15 protein-coding genes are annotated in these 16,140 nt (G+C 64.0%); 7 read left to right on the top strand and 8 right to left on the bottom strand.

Annotation, left to right across the window (positions count from 1 at the left end):
• Positions 1-13: 13 nt before the first annotated feature.
• From waaC to rfaD, 3 genes are read right to left on the bottom strand one after another with little or no spacing between them, the layout of a single operon-like run.
• On the bottom strand, positions 14-994 hold the full coding sequence (waaC, locus tag FJ543_RS13700; RefSeq protein WP_140875461.1) for a lipopolysaccharide heptosyltransferase I: 981 nt from the start codon (positions 992-994) through the stop codon (positions 14-16).
• The gene (waaF, locus tag FJ543_RS13705; RefSeq protein WP_140875463.1) at positions 991-1,998 is read right to left on the bottom strand and encodes a lipopolysaccharide heptosyltransferase II; all 1,008 of its coding nucleotides are present in this window, start codon (positions 1,996-1,998) and stop codon (positions 991-993) included. Before waaF ends, waaC begins: the two co-directional genes overlap by 4 nt.
• Positions 1,971-2,921, bottom strand: a complete 951-nt coding sequence (gene rfaD / locus FJ543_RS13710; protein ID WP_140875465.1) for an ADP-glyceromanno-heptose 6-epimerase — start codon at positions 2,919-2,921, stop codon at positions 1,971-1,973. Before rfaD ends, waaF begins: the two co-directional genes overlap by 28 nt.
• A gap of 143 nt (positions 2,922-3,064) precedes the next feature.
• Between rfaD and FJ543_RS13715 the strand changes: the two genes are divergently transcribed.
• The 5 genes from FJ543_RS13715 to gmhB all read left to right on the top strand — a co-directional run bounded on the left by FJ543_RS13715 (position 3,065) and on the right by gmhB (position 7,223).
• Positions 3,065-3,301, top strand: coding sequence for a type II toxin-antitoxin system Phd/YefM family antitoxin (locus tag FJ543_RS13715; RefSeq protein WP_015316156.1), 237 nt, complete (start codon positions 3,065-3,067; stop codon positions 3,299-3,301).
• Positions 3,302-3,748: 447 nt separating this feature from the next.
• Complete coding sequence (locus FJ543_RS13725; protein WP_140875467.1) at positions 3,749-4,381, top strand: LysE family translocator; 633 nt, start codon at positions 3,749-3,751, stop codon at positions 4,379-4,381.
• A 136-nt stretch (positions 4,382-4,517) separates the two neighbouring features.
• Complete coding sequence (rfaE1, locus tag FJ543_RS13730; RefSeq protein ID WP_140875469.1) at positions 4,518-6,011, top strand: D-glycero-beta-D-manno-heptose-7-phosphate kinase; 1,494 nt, start codon at positions 4,518-4,520, stop codon at positions 6,009-6,011.
• 8 nt (positions 6,012-6,019) lie between these two features.
• Positions 6,020-6,592 carry an SIS domain-containing protein gene (locus tag FJ543_RS13735; protein ID WP_140713696.1) on the top strand — a complete coding sequence of 191 codons (573 nt, stop codon included), beginning with the start codon at positions 6,020-6,022 and terminating at the stop codon, positions 6,590-6,592.
• A complete protein-coding gene (gmhB, locus tag FJ543_RS13740; RefSeq protein ID WP_140875471.1) occupies positions 6,585-7,223 on the top strand; it encodes a D-glycero-beta-D-manno-heptose 1,7-bisphosphate 7-phosphatase in 639 nt (212 codons plus the stop codon). The genes FJ543_RS13735 and gmhB overlap by 8 nt, the downstream gene beginning before the upstream one ends.
• A gap of 3 nt (positions 7,224-7,226) precedes the next feature.
• Here gmhB and FJ543_RS13745 read toward each other — a convergent pair whose 3' ends face one another.
• Together FJ543_RS13745 and FJ543_RS13750 are read right to left on the bottom strand one after the other, a co-directional pair.
• Complete coding sequence (locus FJ543_RS13745) at positions 7,227-8,021, bottom strand: glycosyltransferase family 2 protein (protein ID WP_015316162.1); 795 nt, start codon at positions 8,019-8,021, stop codon at positions 7,227-7,229.
• Positions 8,022-8,267: 246 nt separating this feature from the next.
• Complete coding sequence (locus FJ543_RS13750) at positions 8,268-8,747, bottom strand: Lrp/AsnC family transcriptional regulator (protein WP_015316163.1); 480 nt, start codon at positions 8,745-8,747, stop codon at positions 8,268-8,270.
• A 263-nt stretch (positions 8,748-9,010) separates the two neighbouring features.
• Here FJ543_RS13750 and trxB point away from each other — a divergent pair, with 263 nt between their 5' ends.
• Complete coding sequence (gene trxB, locus FJ543_RS13755; RefSeq protein WP_127873462.1) at positions 9,011-9,985, top strand: thioredoxin-disulfide reductase; 975 nt, start codon at positions 9,011-9,013, stop codon at positions 9,983-9,985.
• Between the two features lie 89 nt (positions 9,986-10,074).
• Positions 10,075-10,971 (top strand): LysR family transcriptional regulator, encoded by an 897-nt coding sequence (locus FJ543_RS13760; RefSeq protein WP_015316165.1) that lies wholly within the window; start codon positions 10,075-10,077, stop codon positions 10,969-10,971.
• A 1-nt stretch (position 10,972) separates the two neighbouring features.
• Here FJ543_RS13760 and FJ543_RS13765 read toward each other — a convergent pair whose 3' ends face one another.
• The 3 genes from FJ543_RS13765 to FJ543_RS13775 all read right to left on the bottom strand — a co-directional run bounded on the left by FJ543_RS13765 (position 10,973) and on the right by FJ543_RS13775 (position 15,975).
• The gene (locus tag FJ543_RS13765; RefSeq protein ID WP_140875473.1) at positions 10,973-11,470 is read right to left on the bottom strand and encodes an isoprenylcysteine carboxylmethyltransferase family protein; all 498 of its coding nucleotides are present in this window, start codon (positions 11,468-11,470) and stop codon (positions 10,973-10,975) included.
• A 733-nt stretch (positions 11,471-12,203) separates the two neighbouring features.
• Positions 12,204-14,255 carry an elongation factor G gene (locus FJ543_RS13770; protein ID WP_140875475.1) on the bottom strand — a complete coding sequence of 684 codons (2,052 nt, stop codon included), beginning with the start codon at positions 14,253-14,255 and terminating at the stop codon, positions 12,204-12,206.
• Positions 14,256-14,445: 190 nt separating this feature from the next.
• A complete protein-coding gene (locus FJ543_RS13775) occupies positions 14,446-15,975 on the bottom strand; it encodes an EAL domain-containing protein (protein WP_140875477.1) in 1,530 nt (509 codons plus the stop codon).
• Positions 15,976-16,140 lie beyond the last annotated feature (165 nt).

A 16,140-nucleotide genomic window follows, 5' to 3' on the forward strand; every position in this document is an offset into this window, starting at 1 on the left:
TTCGATCGAAAATTCAGTCTTTCCCGGTAGTTGTCCGCCTAAGCTCTAAAAGTCGTTCAGCCTCCGCCATCACGTCCGAGGGCGTCACGCGTCTGCCACCAGGCGCCAGCAACGTCGACGCATACGGCCCGCGCGGTCCGGTCAAACCCGGCTCCGTCGCCAGGAACACGGCGACCGTCGGCAGGCCGAAGGCGCTGGCGAGATGGGTCAGCCCGGTATCGGCGCCGATGACCAGGGTCGAGCGGCCGAGGATGGCGGCGATGGCGTCCAGCGGCGACTTTGACATCACGACCGTGGCTGGTACGGCCTTGGCGATCGCTTCGGCTACCACCTTCTCCCGTTCGTTCGACCAGGTTGTGACCGGAATCATGCCGCGCTCGACCAGCAGGCGGGCGGTTCCGATCCAGTCCTCGACCGGCCATTTCTTGTCCTCGCGGCTGGTGCCGTGCAGCAGGAACGCGGTCCTGCCGTCGACGCCGGCGATCATGCCCGCTGGCGCCACGATGCCGGAGTCGAGCGTCAAAAGGTCCGGCCGATAGCCGAGCGCCAGCCCGAACAGCCGCCGTGTCCGCTCGATGGCGTGCAGGTCGCGCGGCACCGCATAGGTGATATCATAGAACAGCGTCGCCGAGGGCTCGCGCACGCTCGACCGGTCGAAGCCGGCGATCGGCGCGCGCGCCTGGCGTGCCACCAGGGCCGACTTCAGCAGGCCTTGCGCATCGATGACGAGGTCGTAGCGGCATTTGCGCAAGGTTCGGCGCATGGCCGCCGCCTCGCGCCAGGTGTTCGCGTCGAAGAGGTTCTTTCGCCAGCGCCTTATCGCCACAGTGTGGATGGTGCCGATAGCCGGATGCAGCGCGAGGATGCCGGCAAACGTCTCTTCCACGCACCAGTCGAAAGCGATATCGGGCCGTGCGCGGCAGGCATCCTGAAGTGCCGGAAAAGTGTGGATGACATCGCCCATCGACGAAGTCTTGACGATCAGTACCTTCATGCCGCGGCCGGCACTTCCAGCAGGCGGTCCGCTGCCGCAGCGACCTGCGCGACTTCCAATGTCTTCAGACAGTTGAGATGACCGAGCGGACAGATTTTCCGGTGGCAGGGCGAGCAGGACAGGCCGAGCCAGACCAGTTCGCGACGCTCCGCCAGCGGCGGCGTGTTTTCAGGCGAGGTCGAGCCATAGACGGCAACGATGGATGTACCGACGGCGGCCGCGACATGCATCAGCCCGCTGTCGTTGGAGACCGCGAGCCTTGCCGCCGCGATCAGGTCGATGGCGTCCTCCAGCCGCGTCTGGCCGGCGAGGTCGACGACGCCGGGGGCAAGGGCTGCGATCTCCGCGGTCACGTCGCGGTCGTTCTTCGAACCAAACAGGGCGACCTCCAGGCCCTTGGCCATGAATTCGCGGGCAAGGCCGGCATAGCTCTCGCTTGGCCAGCGCTTGGCCGGGCCGAACTCGGCCCCGGGCATGAGGGCCACGAATGTCCGCGGCGCCAGGCCGAAACGATCGAGCAGGGCGGCCTGGTTTTTCACGTCCACGGTCAGCCGGGGCGCGCGGAAGTTGCCACCCTGGGCGAGGCCGAAATAGGCCTGCGCGGTGCGTCGTTTCACGGCATCGGGCAACGGCACGATGTCGGTCAAGAGGCCGTAGCGCATTTCGCGCAGATGGCCGAAACGGCGCGGGATGCGGGCAAAGAACGGGATCAGCGCCGACTTCCAGCTGCCCGGCAGGACATAGGCCATGTCGTAGCGGCCGCGCAGCAGACGGCCGAAACGGCGGCGATGGCTGAATTCCAGCGCACCCGGCTTCAGCGGAAAGTCGATCTGCTGTCGGATTTCGGGCATGCGCTTGACCAGAGGTGCCGCCCAGGCGGGCGCCAGCACATCGATCGCGGCATCGGGATGGAGTTCCTTCAGCGCCGAGAACAGGCACTGCGCCATCACCATATCGCCCACCCAGCGTGGGCCGATCACGAGGATCGTTGGGCTTTCAGCCATTCGACATAGTCTCTGACGCCGGTTTCTACAGTGCGGAATTGCCCGTTATAGCCGGCCGCGCGCAAGCGGGACATATCAGCCTGGGTAAAACTCTGGTAGCTGCCCTTGAGGTGGTCGGGGAAGGGGATGAACTCGATCTCGCCCTGGCCCAGCGTGTCGATGACCGTTTCGGCGATCGCACGGAACGGCTGCGCGCGGCCGGTGCCGCAGTTGAAGATGCCGCTGGCGCCGCGCTTCCACAGCCACAAATTGACGTCGGCGACATCGCCGACATGGATGAAGTCGCGGCTCTGTTCGCCCGGCCCGAAGCCATCGTAAGCGCCGAACAGCTTTGGATTCTCGCCGCGCTCGACCTGGTTGAACAGATGGAAGGCGACCGAGGCCATGGCCCCCTTATGCGCCTCGCGCGGGCCATAGACATTGAAGTAGCGCAAGCCGGTAACCTGCGAATGATCGCTGTCGAAGACCGTGCGCCTGACATGATCGTCGAAGAGTTTCTTGGAATACGCATAGACGTTGAGCGGCCGCTCCAGCGCCGGCTCCTCGCGAAATTCGGCGCCGCCGCCATAGACCGAAGCGGAGGAGGCGTAGAGGAAGGGCACGCGCAGCGCCTGGCAGGCATGCAGCAGCCGTTTCGAATAGGCGTAATTCACCTCCATCATGAACTTGCCGTTCCACTCGGTGGTGGTCGAGCAGGCCCCCTGATGGAAGACGGCCTCGACACGGCCAAGCAAGCCGGCCTCCATGCCGGCCAGGAAATCATCCTTGTCGAGATAGTCGGCTATCGTCAAATCGGCCAGGTTGGCGATCTTGTGGCCGTCGGTGAGGTCGTCGACGACCAGGATGTCGTCATGGCCTTCCGCATTGAGCGCGGCGACGATGTTGGAGCCGATCATGCCGGCGCCGCCCGTGACGATGATCATGAAGGCCTCTGGTTGCGTGCGATTCCGGTCCTTATAAGGGAGGCTGGCCGGGCTGTCGACAAAGCAGGCGGTCGCTCGGGGCTCGCCCGCTCAGGCTTGTCTGTTTTGTCCATTTTGTCTATTATGGGCAAACGGAGTTTCCAATGAAACACTATCCATCCACTGATCTGAAACAGAATCTCGGCGATGTGCTCGCGGCTGCCAGCCAGCAGCCGGTCTCCATCACTCGCCACAACAAACCGAGATACGTCCTGATGAGCATCGAGGCCTACGAAGCGCGCTTCGGCAACGATAGCCGTCGCGTCTACGCGGCCGAGGATGCACCGCTGCAACATGTCGAGATGCTGGAGGAGTACGCCGCGGAATTGGACCGTGATTAAACCAGTGGCCGCGGACGTCTGGCGATATCCATATCTGTGGCATCGCCAAGATGGAGACGGCGAGACCGAAGGCCGCAAGGCGAGGCCTGTCGCCTTCGTCGCCGTTCTTCCCGGAAAAGCCGGAGGCACGAACCTTTTCATCCTTGCAATCACTTCCACCCAGCCGGGCCGTGATCGCGTCGCGGTTGGCGTTCCGGAAATTGAACGCGCCGCGCCGGCCTTGACCCTATCCCGCTTTGGGTCATAGTCGACGAGTACAAGCACGATATTCTGGAATCGTCGGCTTATTTCGAACCGGGTGCGCGTATCGGCGCATTCAGTCCGTCATTCCACAAAAAAGTCATGTCGGCTTTCATGGCAACTGTTCGCGCAGGCCAATCCAAAGCCATCCCACGGGCTGACTGAAAGGCCTGCAATCGGACAGGGCAGGATCATGAGGGACAAGAAATGCCGCCGACCGAACTGCTGATCGCGTTTTTCGCCACCACGGCGATCTTCGCCTACATTCCGGGTCCCGCCATGCTTTATGCCGCCGCGCAGACGATGGCCCGGGGGCGCTGGTCGGGGCTGACGGCGGCACTCGGCATTCATCTGGGCGGCTATGTCCATGTCTTTGCCGCCGCCGCCGGCCTGTCGGTGCTGTTCCACGCCGTGCCGCCGCTCTACATGGCCGTCAAGCTGGTGGGCGCGCTGTACCTGATCTGGCTTGGCGTCTCGCTGTTTCGCAAGCGCGTGGAGGGCGACGTGGCGCTGCCCGCGATCGAGCGGAAGTCGGCGCGGCGCGCGTTCTTCGAGAGCATCACGGTGGAGGTGCTCAATCCCAAGACCGCGATCTTTTTCATGGCATTTCTGCCGCAGTTCATCGATGCCTCGGCGGGGTTGCCGGTCTGGATGCAATTCGTGGTGCTGGGCACCATCGTCAACCTGATGTTCTCCTCGGCAGATGTCGTGTGCGTGTTCCTGGCCGGTCTCGTGATCGGCCGGCTGCGGCGTTCGAGCCGTGCGCAGCGGCTGATGCAGAAGGCCGGCGGCGCGGTGCTGGTCGGGCTGGGCGTCCACGTCGCCTTGCAGAAGGCCTGACCTGTCCGGGTTTGCCTCCGCCCCGGCGTTGCGCTGGTGCCCAATTGCGGTATATCGGCAGGCATGACCGGCCGGCCTAGCAAATCTGGTGTTTCGACTTATCCGAGATCGGCGTTTCCCGCGCGTGGCAGATGACATGATCAAGCACAATCCACCTTCACCCGAGCCCCTGCACCGCGCCATTGCGCGCTTCGGCGACGTCGCCGTGCTGGTGGTCGGCGATATCATCCTCGACCGCTTCGTCAATGGCGTCATCGAGCGGATCTCGCCGGAGGCGCCGATCCCGGTGCTGCATGGGCGTGGCGAAAGCTCGGCCATGGGCGGCGCCGGCAACGTCGTGGCCAACATCGTCTCGCTTGGCGCGCGCGCCATTCCGGTCTCGGTGATCGGCACCGATCCCGCCGGTGACAGTCTGGTGCGGATGCTGGGCGAGCTTGGCGCCGAGACAGTGGGCCTTTCACAGCAGCGCGGCCGCATGACCTCGTCAAAGAGCCGCTTCAGCGCGCTCAACCAGCAGGTGCTGCGTTTCGACGAGGAAGAGATCAAGCCGCTCGGCGAAGCGGAACGGGCGGAGCTGATCCGCCGTTTCCGGAACGCATTGCAGCAGGCCGACATCGTTATCCTGTCCGACTACGGCAAGGGCATATTGCTGGACGGCGTCGCCGCCGAATTGATCGCCATCTGCCGCGAGGCGGGCAAGCCGGTGCTGGTCGACCCGAAGGGCCGCGACTACGCGCGCTACTCCGGGGCGACCGCCGTCACCCCCAACCGCAAGGAGCTTGGCGAGGCCGTCGGCCATGCGGTGTTCGCCGATGACGAGATCGTTGCGGCGGCACGGGAACTGATTGCGGCGCACGGCTTCGACTTCGTCGTCGCCACGCGCAGCGAGAAGGGCATGAGCGTGGTCGGTCCCGACGAGGCGCGCCACATCGCCACCCAGGCGCGCGAGGTGTTCGATGTCTCGGGCGCCGGCGATACGGTGATCGCGACCTTCGCGCTGGCGCTTGCCGCCGGTGCCGATCCTGTCGCCGCTGCCTCCATCGCCAACGCCGCCGGCGGCGTCGTGGTCGGAAAACGCGGCACCGCCCGGCTGAGCGTCGAGGAACTCACCGGCGCGCTGTTCCGCTCGCACGGACCGACCGCGCACAAGGACGCTATCCTGGACGCCACTTCTGCCGCGCGCATGGTGGCGGGATGGAAGGCGGAGGGCCTGAGCGTCGGCTTCACCAATGGCTGCTTCGACATCCTGCATGCCGGCCATGTCAGCCTGCTGCACGCAGCGCGCAGCCAGTGCGACCGGCTGGTGCTCGGGCTCAACAGCGATGCCTCGGTGCGGCGGCTGAAAGGGCCGGGCCGCCCGGTCAACGACCAGCATGACCGCGCCTGCGTGCTTGCCGCGCTCGCTTCGGTCGATGCCGTCATTGTCTTCGATGAGGATACGCCGCTGGCTCTGATCGAGGCGCTTCTGCCCGACATACTGGTCAAGGGCGCGGACTACACGATCGACACCGTGGTCGGCGCCGATGTGGTGCAAAAGGCGGGCGGGCGCGTCGTGCTGGTCGATCTCGTCGCCGGCAAGAGCACCACTGGCACCATCGGCAAACTGCGCGCCGGCGGCGCCACCAACTGAGGGAATTCATGTCCGAATTGAACGACTATCTGGTCCGCTCGGCGGCCGCCATCACTGCCACGGTCGAGCGAGATCTGACCGGCGAGATGGACCGTGCGGTGAATGCTGTCGTGGCGGCGCTTTCCCAGGGAAAGGCCCTGCTGGTCTGCGGCAATGGCGGCTCGGCCAGCGACGCCATCCATATCGCCACCGAACTGGTCGGCCGCTTCCTGAAGGAACGCAAGGCCTACAATGTGATCGCGCTGCCGGCCAACGCCGGGATGCTGACCGCCTGGGGCAATGATTACGGCTTCGACACGGTGTTTTCGCGCCAGGTCGAAGCGCATGGCGCCGCGGGCGGCGTGCTTTTGGCAATCTCGACCAGCGGCAATTCGCCGAGCATTCTCGCCGCGGCCGAACAGGCGCGCATGATGGACATGACGGTGATCAGCCTGACCGGCGATACCGGCGGCAAGCTCAAGCCGCTCACCGACATCCTGCTCAACGTCCCCTCGACCTCGACGCCGATCATCCAGCAGGGGCATCTGTGCCTCTATCACTATCTGTGCGAGGTGGTCGAAGCGCGCCTGTCGAATGGCTGACGAAACAGCGCCGTTTCCGCTGGCCGAGCCGGGCTTGTGGGTCCAGCGGATCGGCGGGCGGGTTTTCCCCGCGCGCTCGCCGGCGCTGTTCCTGGACCGTGACGGCACCATCAATGTCGACACCGACTATCCCAGCGACCCGGACGAGATAGAACTCAGGCCGCAGATGCTGCCGGCGATCGCCGCCGCCAACCGGATCGGCATTCCGGTGGTCGTGGTCACCAATCAGTCCGGCATCGCGCGCGGCTATTTCGACTGGGGCGTCTTTGCCGCGGTAAACGACCGCGTGCTCCATTTGCTGGACAGGCAGGGCGCGTTCGTCGACATGGTGCTGGCCTGCGCCTATCACGAGGCGGGCGTCGGGCCGCTCGCCATAACGGACCATCCGATGCGCAAGCCCAATCCGGGCATGCTGATCGAGGCGGGCAGGCGCCTTGATCTTGACCTCCAGCGCTCCCTGATGGTCGGCGACAAGCTGGCCGACATGCAGGCGGCCCAACGCGCAGGGCTGGCACAGGGCTGGCTGGTCGACGGTGAGGCGGCGCTTCAGCCTGGCTTCGCCATCAGGCGCTTGCATGCCGACCACGATCTCGGCGGCCTGCTCGCCGCTATCGACGCGCTCGGATCGTAGGGCCTAAGCCTGGTCGTTTTGCTGCGAGGCTTCGTAGAGCTTGGCTTCGGTGGCGAAGGAATAGATCATCACCGACATCGAGTAGACGAAGCCGTGCCGGCCGCACAGGAAGTAGCGCTTGGCCAGGTAGAATTTGAGGAAGTTGCCGAACGGCGACAGCACCAGCCGCACCAGGCCGGGCTTCTTGCCTCTCTCGACCAGCGTCACCGCCTTGAGGCTGGAATAGGTGTTGGCCCGGGCAAGATCCTCCTCGACCGATATTTCACGGCGATGCAGCAAGAGACCCTCTTCGATCGTGTCGGTCTCGCCCGGCACGTGAACGGATTCATGCACCCGTGCCGTTAGATCCATGCTGGCGCCTTCCCTGCGGAAAAGCCTGAGCAGCCTGTTGTGCAGCACCCAGCGATGGGCATAACCGTAGCCCTTCAGCCAGTCGCGGCGGCGCATGTACCATCCGCTGGCCTTGCCGCCGGCCGCCTGGGTGATGGCCACGATCGACTGCCGCAATCGGTCGTCGACGCGCTCGTCCGGGTCGATCGAAAGGCACCAAGGCTGGTTGGCGTGGTCGAGCGCGAATTGCCGCTGGCGGGGGAAGCCCGGCCAGTCATTGTGCAGCAGCGTTATCGGATAGCCCCTGGCGATATAGCTTTCAACGCATTCGACGGTGCCGTCCGTCGAGCCGGAATCGACGATGATGATCTCGGCACAGAAATCGATGCTTTCCAGGCACGGGCCGATCATATCGGCCTCGTTCACGCAGATGATCAGCGCCGAGACCGGGCTTGCAAAACGGGTCATGGTCCCCTTCCCATGGCGGATTCTTCCCGGAATATACGCTGCTGGCGCCATCTGTTCTCAAGCAATTCCGGGCGGAAAACCGTTACACATTTTTGCTGGAATTGCTCGGGAAACCAATGAAGCGTCAGTCGAGCGGCGAATCCGGCAGAGCCGTCCAGCCTTGTACATCAGCGTCTTTCGAATACCAACGCGGCACCGGTGTGGCGAATGTCGGGAATTTGCCCATCGCGCAGACGTTCGCCTGGCTCAGGAGCGTTCGAACGACACCAAGCCCTCATCCTTGACGCGGCGGATGGTGAGCGCGGTGCGCACCGTGTCGACGTTCGGTGTCGAGGTCAGTTCCTCGATGACGAAGGTCTGGAAGGCGCCGAGGTCGCTCGCCACGCAATGCAGCAGAAAATCGGATTCGCCCGACACCATCCAGGCATCGCGCACGACCGGCCAGCCGCGCGTACGCTCGGCGAAGATGCGCAGTTCGGCATCGGCCTGGTGATGCAGCCCGACCAGGCAGAAGGCAACGACATCGAGGCCCAGCGCCGGGGCGTTGAGGAGCGCGCGGTAACCGCGGATGATGCCGGCTTCTTCCAGCCGCTTGACCCGGCGCAGGCAGGGCGGTGCCGAAATGCCGACGCGGTTCGAGAGCTCGACATTGGTCATGCGCCCGTCCGACTGAAGCTCGCGCAGGATCTTCCAGTCGATGGCGTCAAGATCGGCCTTGAGGGGCATCAGGGTTCTCGATGATCAGTGTGGCGCAAGAATCTTTCGCTATTTTGTAATTAAACGACTTTTGCGTCGAAGCCAGCCCTCGTCGACGCGATTGTGGACAGGTAACGAAAGCGGCCATCGCGCGAATATCCATAGGGGCCGAAGCTTTCCGGGGACGACGGTCCGTTCGTCTTGCTGGCGTGGTTTGCAGCCCTTACATTAAGAGCGATATTCCACGTCTTTTTCCAAGGCACACTCGCTGTCCGCCCCCGCAGAGGCTCCAAATGACCACCAAGCACGCGCCCGTTCTCATCATCGGTTCCGGTCCGGCCGGCTATACGGCGGCGGTCTATGCCGCGCGGGCCATGCTGAAGCCGATGCTGGTCGCCGGTCTGCAGCAGGGCGGCCAATTGATGATCACCACGGATGTCGAGAACTACCCCGGCTTCGCCGATCCGATCCAGGGACCGTGGCTGATGGAGCAGATGCTCAAGCAGGCCGAGCATGTCGGCACCGACATCATCAACGACATCATCACCGAGGTTGACCTCAACGTGCGGCCGTTCCGCGCCAAGGGCGATTCCGGCACGACCTACACGGCCGATGCGCTGATCATCGCCACCGGCGCGCAAGCCAAGTGGCTGGGCATTCCGACCGAGCAGGACTTCATGGGCTTCGGCGTTTCCGCCTGCGCCACCTGCGACGGCTTCTTCTATCGCGGCAAGGATGTCGCGGTGGTCGGCGGCGGCAATTCGGCGGTGGAGGAGGCGCTCTATCTGTCCAACCTCGCCAAGAGCGTCACCGTCATCCACAGGCGCTCGGATTTTCGTGCCGAACGCATCCTGCGCGAACGGTTGTTGAAAAAGGACAATGTCCGCGTCATCTGGGACACGATCGTCGATGAGATCACCGGCCGCCCCGGCAAGGCACCGCTGCCGCCTTCGGTCGAAGGGCTGAAGCTCAGGCATGCCGTGACCGGAGCCGAGAGCCACCTCAAGATCGACGGTGTCTTCGTGGCCATCGGCCATGCGCCCGCGGTCGAGCTGTTCGCGGGCAAGCTGAAGCAGAAGCCGAACGGCTATCTGTGGACAGCGCCGGATTCGACGCGCACCGACGTGCCCGGCGTATTCGCCGCCGGCGACGTGACCGACGATATCTATCGGCAGGCCGTGACAGCGGCGGGGCTGGGCTGCATGGCCGCGCTCGAAGCGGAAAAGTATCTGGCCGGCATCGAGGTACATCGCGAAGCAGCGGAATAAGGGCCGCCGCAGACTGTATAAAACGGCTTAGAAACGCCGTGTAAAAGCCTGATTTTTCATTCAGACGCCAACCGGAACGAGGGGAAATCATGGCGTTGGACTGGGACAAGCTACGCGTGTTTCACGCTGCGGCGGAAGCGGGGTCGTTCACGCATGCGGCCGAGACGCTGCATCTGTCGCAATCGGCGATCTCGAGGCAGGTCAGCGCGCTCGAACATGATGTCGGCGTGCCGCTGTTCAACCGCCATGCGCGCGGCCTGGTGCTGACCGAACAGGGCGAGATGCTGTTCCGCACGGCGCATGACGTGCTGATGAAGCTCGAGACCATCAAGTCGCGGCTGACCGAAACCAAGGACCGGCCGTCCGGCGTGCTCAGGGTAACGACGACCGTTGGCCTCGGCGCCGGCTGGCTGACCGAGCGGGTGCAGGAGTTCATCGAACTCTATCCCGAAATCAGCCTGCAGCTGATCCTCGCCAACGAGGAACTCGACCTTACCATGCGCCAGGCGGATTGCGCCATCCGGCTGCGCCAGCCGCAACAGCCGGACCTGATCCAGCGCCGCCTGTTCACCGTGCATTTCCACCTTTACGCAGCCCCCTCCTATGTCGCCAAGCACGGCAAGCCGGGCTCGGTCGCGGAGCTGAGAACCCATCGCATCGTCACCTTCGGCCTGCCCGTGCCGTCGCATCTTTCGGAGTTGAATTGGCTGGAGACGGTCGGCGATTTCGAGAGCGGCCAGCGCGTGCCGTCGCTGCAGATCAACGACATCCTGTCGATCAAGCGCGCCGTGCAGGGCGGCGCCGGCATCGCCATGCTGCCGGACTATGTGATCAGCAAGGATTCCGGCCTGGTGCAGCTGCTGCCGGAGACCGAGGTGCCGTCCTTCGACACCTATTTCGCCTACCCCGACGCGATGAAAAACCAGGCCAAGCTGCACGTGTTTCGCGACTTCATCATCGCCAAGGCCAGAAGCTGGTCGTTCTAGCCTATCCTCTCCAAGGCGTAATTCGCGGCAGCCAGCCCGGTACGTTGCGGCGGTAGGCCTCGTATTCGGCGCCATAGCGGCCGGCGAGCGTCGGCTCCTCGTAGAGCTTGACGAAGGTGACCATGGCAGCCGCCGCGATTGCCGCGTAGGCAGCAATCGACCAGCTCGAGAACAGCAGCGCCTGGCCCAGAATGATCGACAGCACGGCGACGTACATGGGATTGCGGACATGGCGGTAGACGCCGCCGATCACCAGCCTTTCGGTCGGTGCGACGGGGGCGGGCGTGCCCAGCCCCTCCAGCGCGAAGCGGGCGAAGGCATGCAGCAGCACCGCGGCCGCGGCAATGACGAGCATGCCGCCGGTGAGCGCAAACGAGGGCAGGGGCGACCATGGCAGGCCCCAGCGATCGCTAAGCAGCCAGGGAACCAGCCCGGCGACAACGCCGGGAGCCGCGATCAGGAAAATGCCGCTGCCGGCGATCGCCGAAAACCTGCGCAATGGTCGATCCTCGCTTGACTGCCTTGGAAATGAACCGCCGCTGCCTCATTCCACATCATCAGTGTTTTTCGGCATTCGGGAGCAAAATCGGTCGGGATCGGCGTTTTCGAGACGACAATAACCCGAAATCGCGCCTCATTTTCACGATTCTGCTGGTCCTATTGGCTTTCGGAATGGGTTGGACCACAGCCTGTGCCTTTTTGCATGTGTGTGTTGCAAAATAGATGCTTGTTTCTTGGGCATGAAGAGCACATATATAGATCATCTCCTGGACGCGTTCTCCTCCCATTAGCGTCCTCGAGTGTTCCCCTCTGGAGGTTAGCCTTAACAGGCACTTCCAATCAAACTCAGCCGGATCTTCGTTGATCCGGCTTTTTTGTTGCCTGCATGCCACTGGGATGGCTGAAAAATTCACCGGAATTGCCGCGTAACAGTGTCATGTAACCTCTGGTAACATGACAAGGACACCCTCCATCTGCTAAGTGGATGATAGGACGCGGTGTGGTTCGGACGGGAGATGGGGGCATCACTCGTACGGCCCGGGCTCAGGCGGCTACCGCGTCCGAACCTTTTGCGCCGAAGCGCGACGACCTCGACATGCGGCGGACCTGCCGTTTTTCCTCCCGAGAAAACGGTCCGCAAACAAAACGGCGTCCGGCCCCCCGGGCGTCGTTTTTGGTTTTCGCCCCCTCGAGGGGGCTCCACATGATTCGGAATCTGGCACCGGGCGAAATCAGGCAGCCTTGCCGTTGGCGTTCATCGCTTCGTCGGCGAGACGACCAGTCAGCTCGGCCATGTGATCGAAAACGGCGCGGTAGCTGGCAACGCCCGAGGTGGCCGAGCGCAGCTCGATAATCAGATCGCCGATCTCGGCCTGCGGCATGGTCGCCTCGACGACGTCCCATCCCGGCCAGTCGGGCCGCGCGTCATAGCCGAGGATCTGGCCGCGCCGCTGCGGGATCAGCGCGATGATCTTCGATGTCGCGTCCGACGGCGTGACGATCTCTACCTTCATCACCGGTTCCAGAAGCACCGGCGAGCAGGCGGCCATGCCTTCCTTCATGGCGAGCTTGGCCGCCATCTGGAAGGCCATGTCGGAGGAATCGACCGCATGGTACGAGCCGTCCGACAGATTGACCGCGACGTCGACCACGGGGAAGCCGAGCGGGCCGGATTTCAGGTAGTCACGTATGCCTGTCTCGACCGACTGGATGTAGGTCTTGGGCACGACGCCGCCGGTGATGGTGTCGGTGAACTGGAAGCCGGAGCCGCGCGGCAGCGGCTTGATCTCGATGACGACATCGCCGAACTGGCCATGGCCGCCCGACTGTTTCTTGTGGCGGCCGCGCTGCTGCACCGGCTTTCGGATCGTCTCGCGATAGGGCACCGCCGGCGCATGGCCTTCCACCGGTATCTGGTTCTTGCCCTCCAGCCGCTCGCGCACGACGCGCAGATGCATCTCGCCATGCCCTGACAGCACGGTCTCGGCCGAATCCTGGTTGTGGCGCAGGCTGAGCGAGGGATCCTCCTCTGCCAGGCGCTGGATGGCGGCCGACATCTTGACCTCGTCCTTGCGCTCCCTGGGGCGCAGCGCGAAGGCGAAGACCGGCTGCGGCGGCTCGACATCGAAGAGCTGTTTGGCACCGCCCTTGGCCGAGGTGAGCGTCTGGCCGGTCTTTACCGCGTCTAGTTTGCCGAGCGCCACGGTGTCGCCGGTCCTGGCGGCGCTCAGCTTGACCTGTTCCTTGCCCAGCATCCGGTAGATTCCGGAAACCTTGGCGGTGTCGCCGCCGGGCAGCCACAGTTCCGAGCCGTCGGCGACCTGGCCGGAGAGGATGCGCGACACCGACAGCTTGCCGCCATGCGGCGTGTGGATGGTCTTCATCACCTGGACCACCGTCGCAGTGCCGTCCGGGGCGCCGAGCCGCTTGCGGGTCGCCTCGATGTCGGGCGCATCGTGGCGGATCGTCTTCAAGAGGCGCAGCACGCCATTGCCTTTCTCGGCGGTGCCGATCAGCACCGGCGTCACCGCGCCTTCGCGCAGATCGGCGGCGAGATCGTCGAAGATCGCGTCCTTCGGCGGCTCTATCTCTTCCAGCAGCTGCTCCATCAACTCATCGTCGTGATCGGCCAGCGTCTCCAGCATCGAGAAGCGCGCCTCCAGTTCGCGCGCCTTGTCGTCGCCCGGTATCTCGGCCACCTCGCTTTCGGCATATTCGCGGTAGATGTAGGCGCGCTCCAGCGCCAGATCGATCGAGCCGATCACGACGCCGTCCTTGCGCAGCGGGATCTGGCGCAGAAGCAGCGGCGCCGCGCTTGTCGGCTGCAGCATCTTCAGCGTATCGCGCACGCCCGCGATCGCCTTGTCGACCTTGTTGAGGAACAGGATGCGCGGCACGCCGAGATCGTCGAGCTTGCGCATGATGAGCTGCAAGGCGGGGATTTTCTTTTCGTCGGCCTCGGCCACGACCACCGCGACGTCGCAGGCGGCCAGCACCGGTTCGGCCTCGAAGGAGAATTCGATCGATCCGGGGCAGTCGATGAAGGTGAACTGCTCGCCCATGAACTCGGTGGTGGCGATCGACGCCTCGACGCTCATGGCGTGGGCGCGGGCCTCGGGTGAATGATCTGAAACAGTATTGCCCGAGGAAACCGGGTTCTGGCGGGGAATGGCGCCGGTACGGGCCAATATGGCTTCGAGAAGTGTCGTCTTACCGCTTGCGAAGGGACCGACTATGGCAATGCATTTCGGTCCCGTGCGTCGTCCTCCGGCGCGAGTACCCATGACTGACCTCCACTCAGGCGTTTCCTGGGGACCGACTGGCATTGATGGTTCAGGCCAGGGTCAATCGGTCCTGAGCGGCGGCCGGCCTGTTCGACCGTCGCGGGCGGTCTGTTTCGACCTGCCCGCGATTATCGTCCCACTTGTTTGCCGGCAGGGCAAGAAAAATAGGAAGCAGGCACGGCCGGTCGTCTCAGGCGCTGAGCGCGAGCGGTTCGACCGAGCGCCCGTCAACCAGCGCGAGCTTGCCGCGAGGCGCCGGCCTGCCGAAGAAATAACCCTGGAAACGATTGCACCCGGCCGCCTTGGCGAGCGCGAATTCCTCTGCCGTCTCCACGCCTTCCGCCACGATGGTGACCTCCTGGATGCGCGCGATCTGCGCCAGCGCCGAGACGAATATCTGTGCTACCTGATCGTGAGCGAGGGCGCGGATGTAGGAGCGATCGATCTTGATGATGTCGACGGGCAAGGTCTTCAGATAGTTGAAGCCGCAATGGCCGGTGCCGAAATCGTCGAGGGCGATGTGAAAGCCGAGGCCACGCAATGCCTCGAGGCGCCGCAGGATCTCGGGCGTGGCGGCGGTCGCCACCGTCTCGGTGATCTCGATGATGAACTGTGATGCCGACCGGCCAGTGTCCTTCAGCACGCGGTCGCACATGGTCACGATCTCGTCACGCTTGAGCTGCTCGCCGGAGACGTTGATGGAAATGCGGCGGCCGGCGAACTGGCCGATGTCGGCACAAGCCCGCTTGAACACCCATTCGCCGAGCATGTCGATCAACGTCGATCGCTCGGCGATCGCAATGAACTCGGCCGGCGCGATCAGCCCGCGAACCGGGTGGCGCCAGCGGATCAGCCCCTCGAACGCCTCGGTGGAACCGTCCGGGCCGACGATCGGCTGATAATGCAGTTCGAGTTCGCCCAGATAGACCGCGGCGCGCAATTCCCGTTCGACCAGCCGCCGGTAGCGCTTGTCGGACAGCATCTCCTCGTCGAAGACGGTGACGCGGCCACGGCCCGCCGCCTTGCTTTCATAAAGCGCCAGATCGGCAACCAGCATCAGTTCCGTCGTGTTCGAGGCATGGGCCGGCGCCAGGGCGACGCCGATCGAGATGGAGAGCGGAATGGTCTTGCCTTCATGCGATTTGCCGGCGCGCATGGCATCCAGCAATCGTCTGACATCCTTGTTGATGGCCGCCAGGTCGCCATGGGGAATGATAACACCGAATTCGTCGCCGCCGAGGCGTCCTACCATGGCGCCGGCAAAGATGCGCTCCGCGGTCTTGACCAGATGCGCCAAGGTGAGGTCGCCGAACTGGTGTCCGAACGTGTCGTTCAACTGCTTGAAATGGTCGAGGTCGATCAAGAGCAAGGCTGCCTCGCGCCTGTCGCGCCTGGTGCCCAGGCCTTCGCGCAGCGCTTCGAGGAAATAGCGTCTCGTCGTGGCGCCGGTCATCGCATCCCTGGTGAGGAAATGATGTTTCTCGGCTTCCGCAGCGGCGGCCGACTGGAGACGATGGACGACGCTGCTGCGCATGTACATCAATGCCAGCAAGGCCAGGCTCGTGGCCAGGATCGAGATGGCGAAGGCACCGCCGGCTGACAGGTCTTGCGAGACGTCGAAAGCGCCAAGCACCGCCGCGCCGGTGCTGATCACGAGCAGCGACTGGATACCGCGATAGATCCGGCCGCTATGGTCCTTGATCGTCGCCAGTATGCTCATCCGCCAGCCCCCGCAATGCAGGCCAACGGCTAGTGCGCAGCCGTTAAGAAGACATTGAATTCCCGGGCATTTCGCTTGGCGGTCCCGTGCCGGCAAGTGTCATGGTTAAGAAATCAGGCCTTTGTCCAAGCGAGGTGACAAGGGCGGTTGCATCAGAGCCGATCC

Source organism: Mesorhizobium sp. B2-5-7 (genome assembly GCF_006440875.1).
Classification (GTDB): Bacteria; Pseudomonadota; Alphaproteobacteria; order Rhizobiales; family Rhizobiaceae; genus Mesorhizobium; species Mesorhizobium australicum.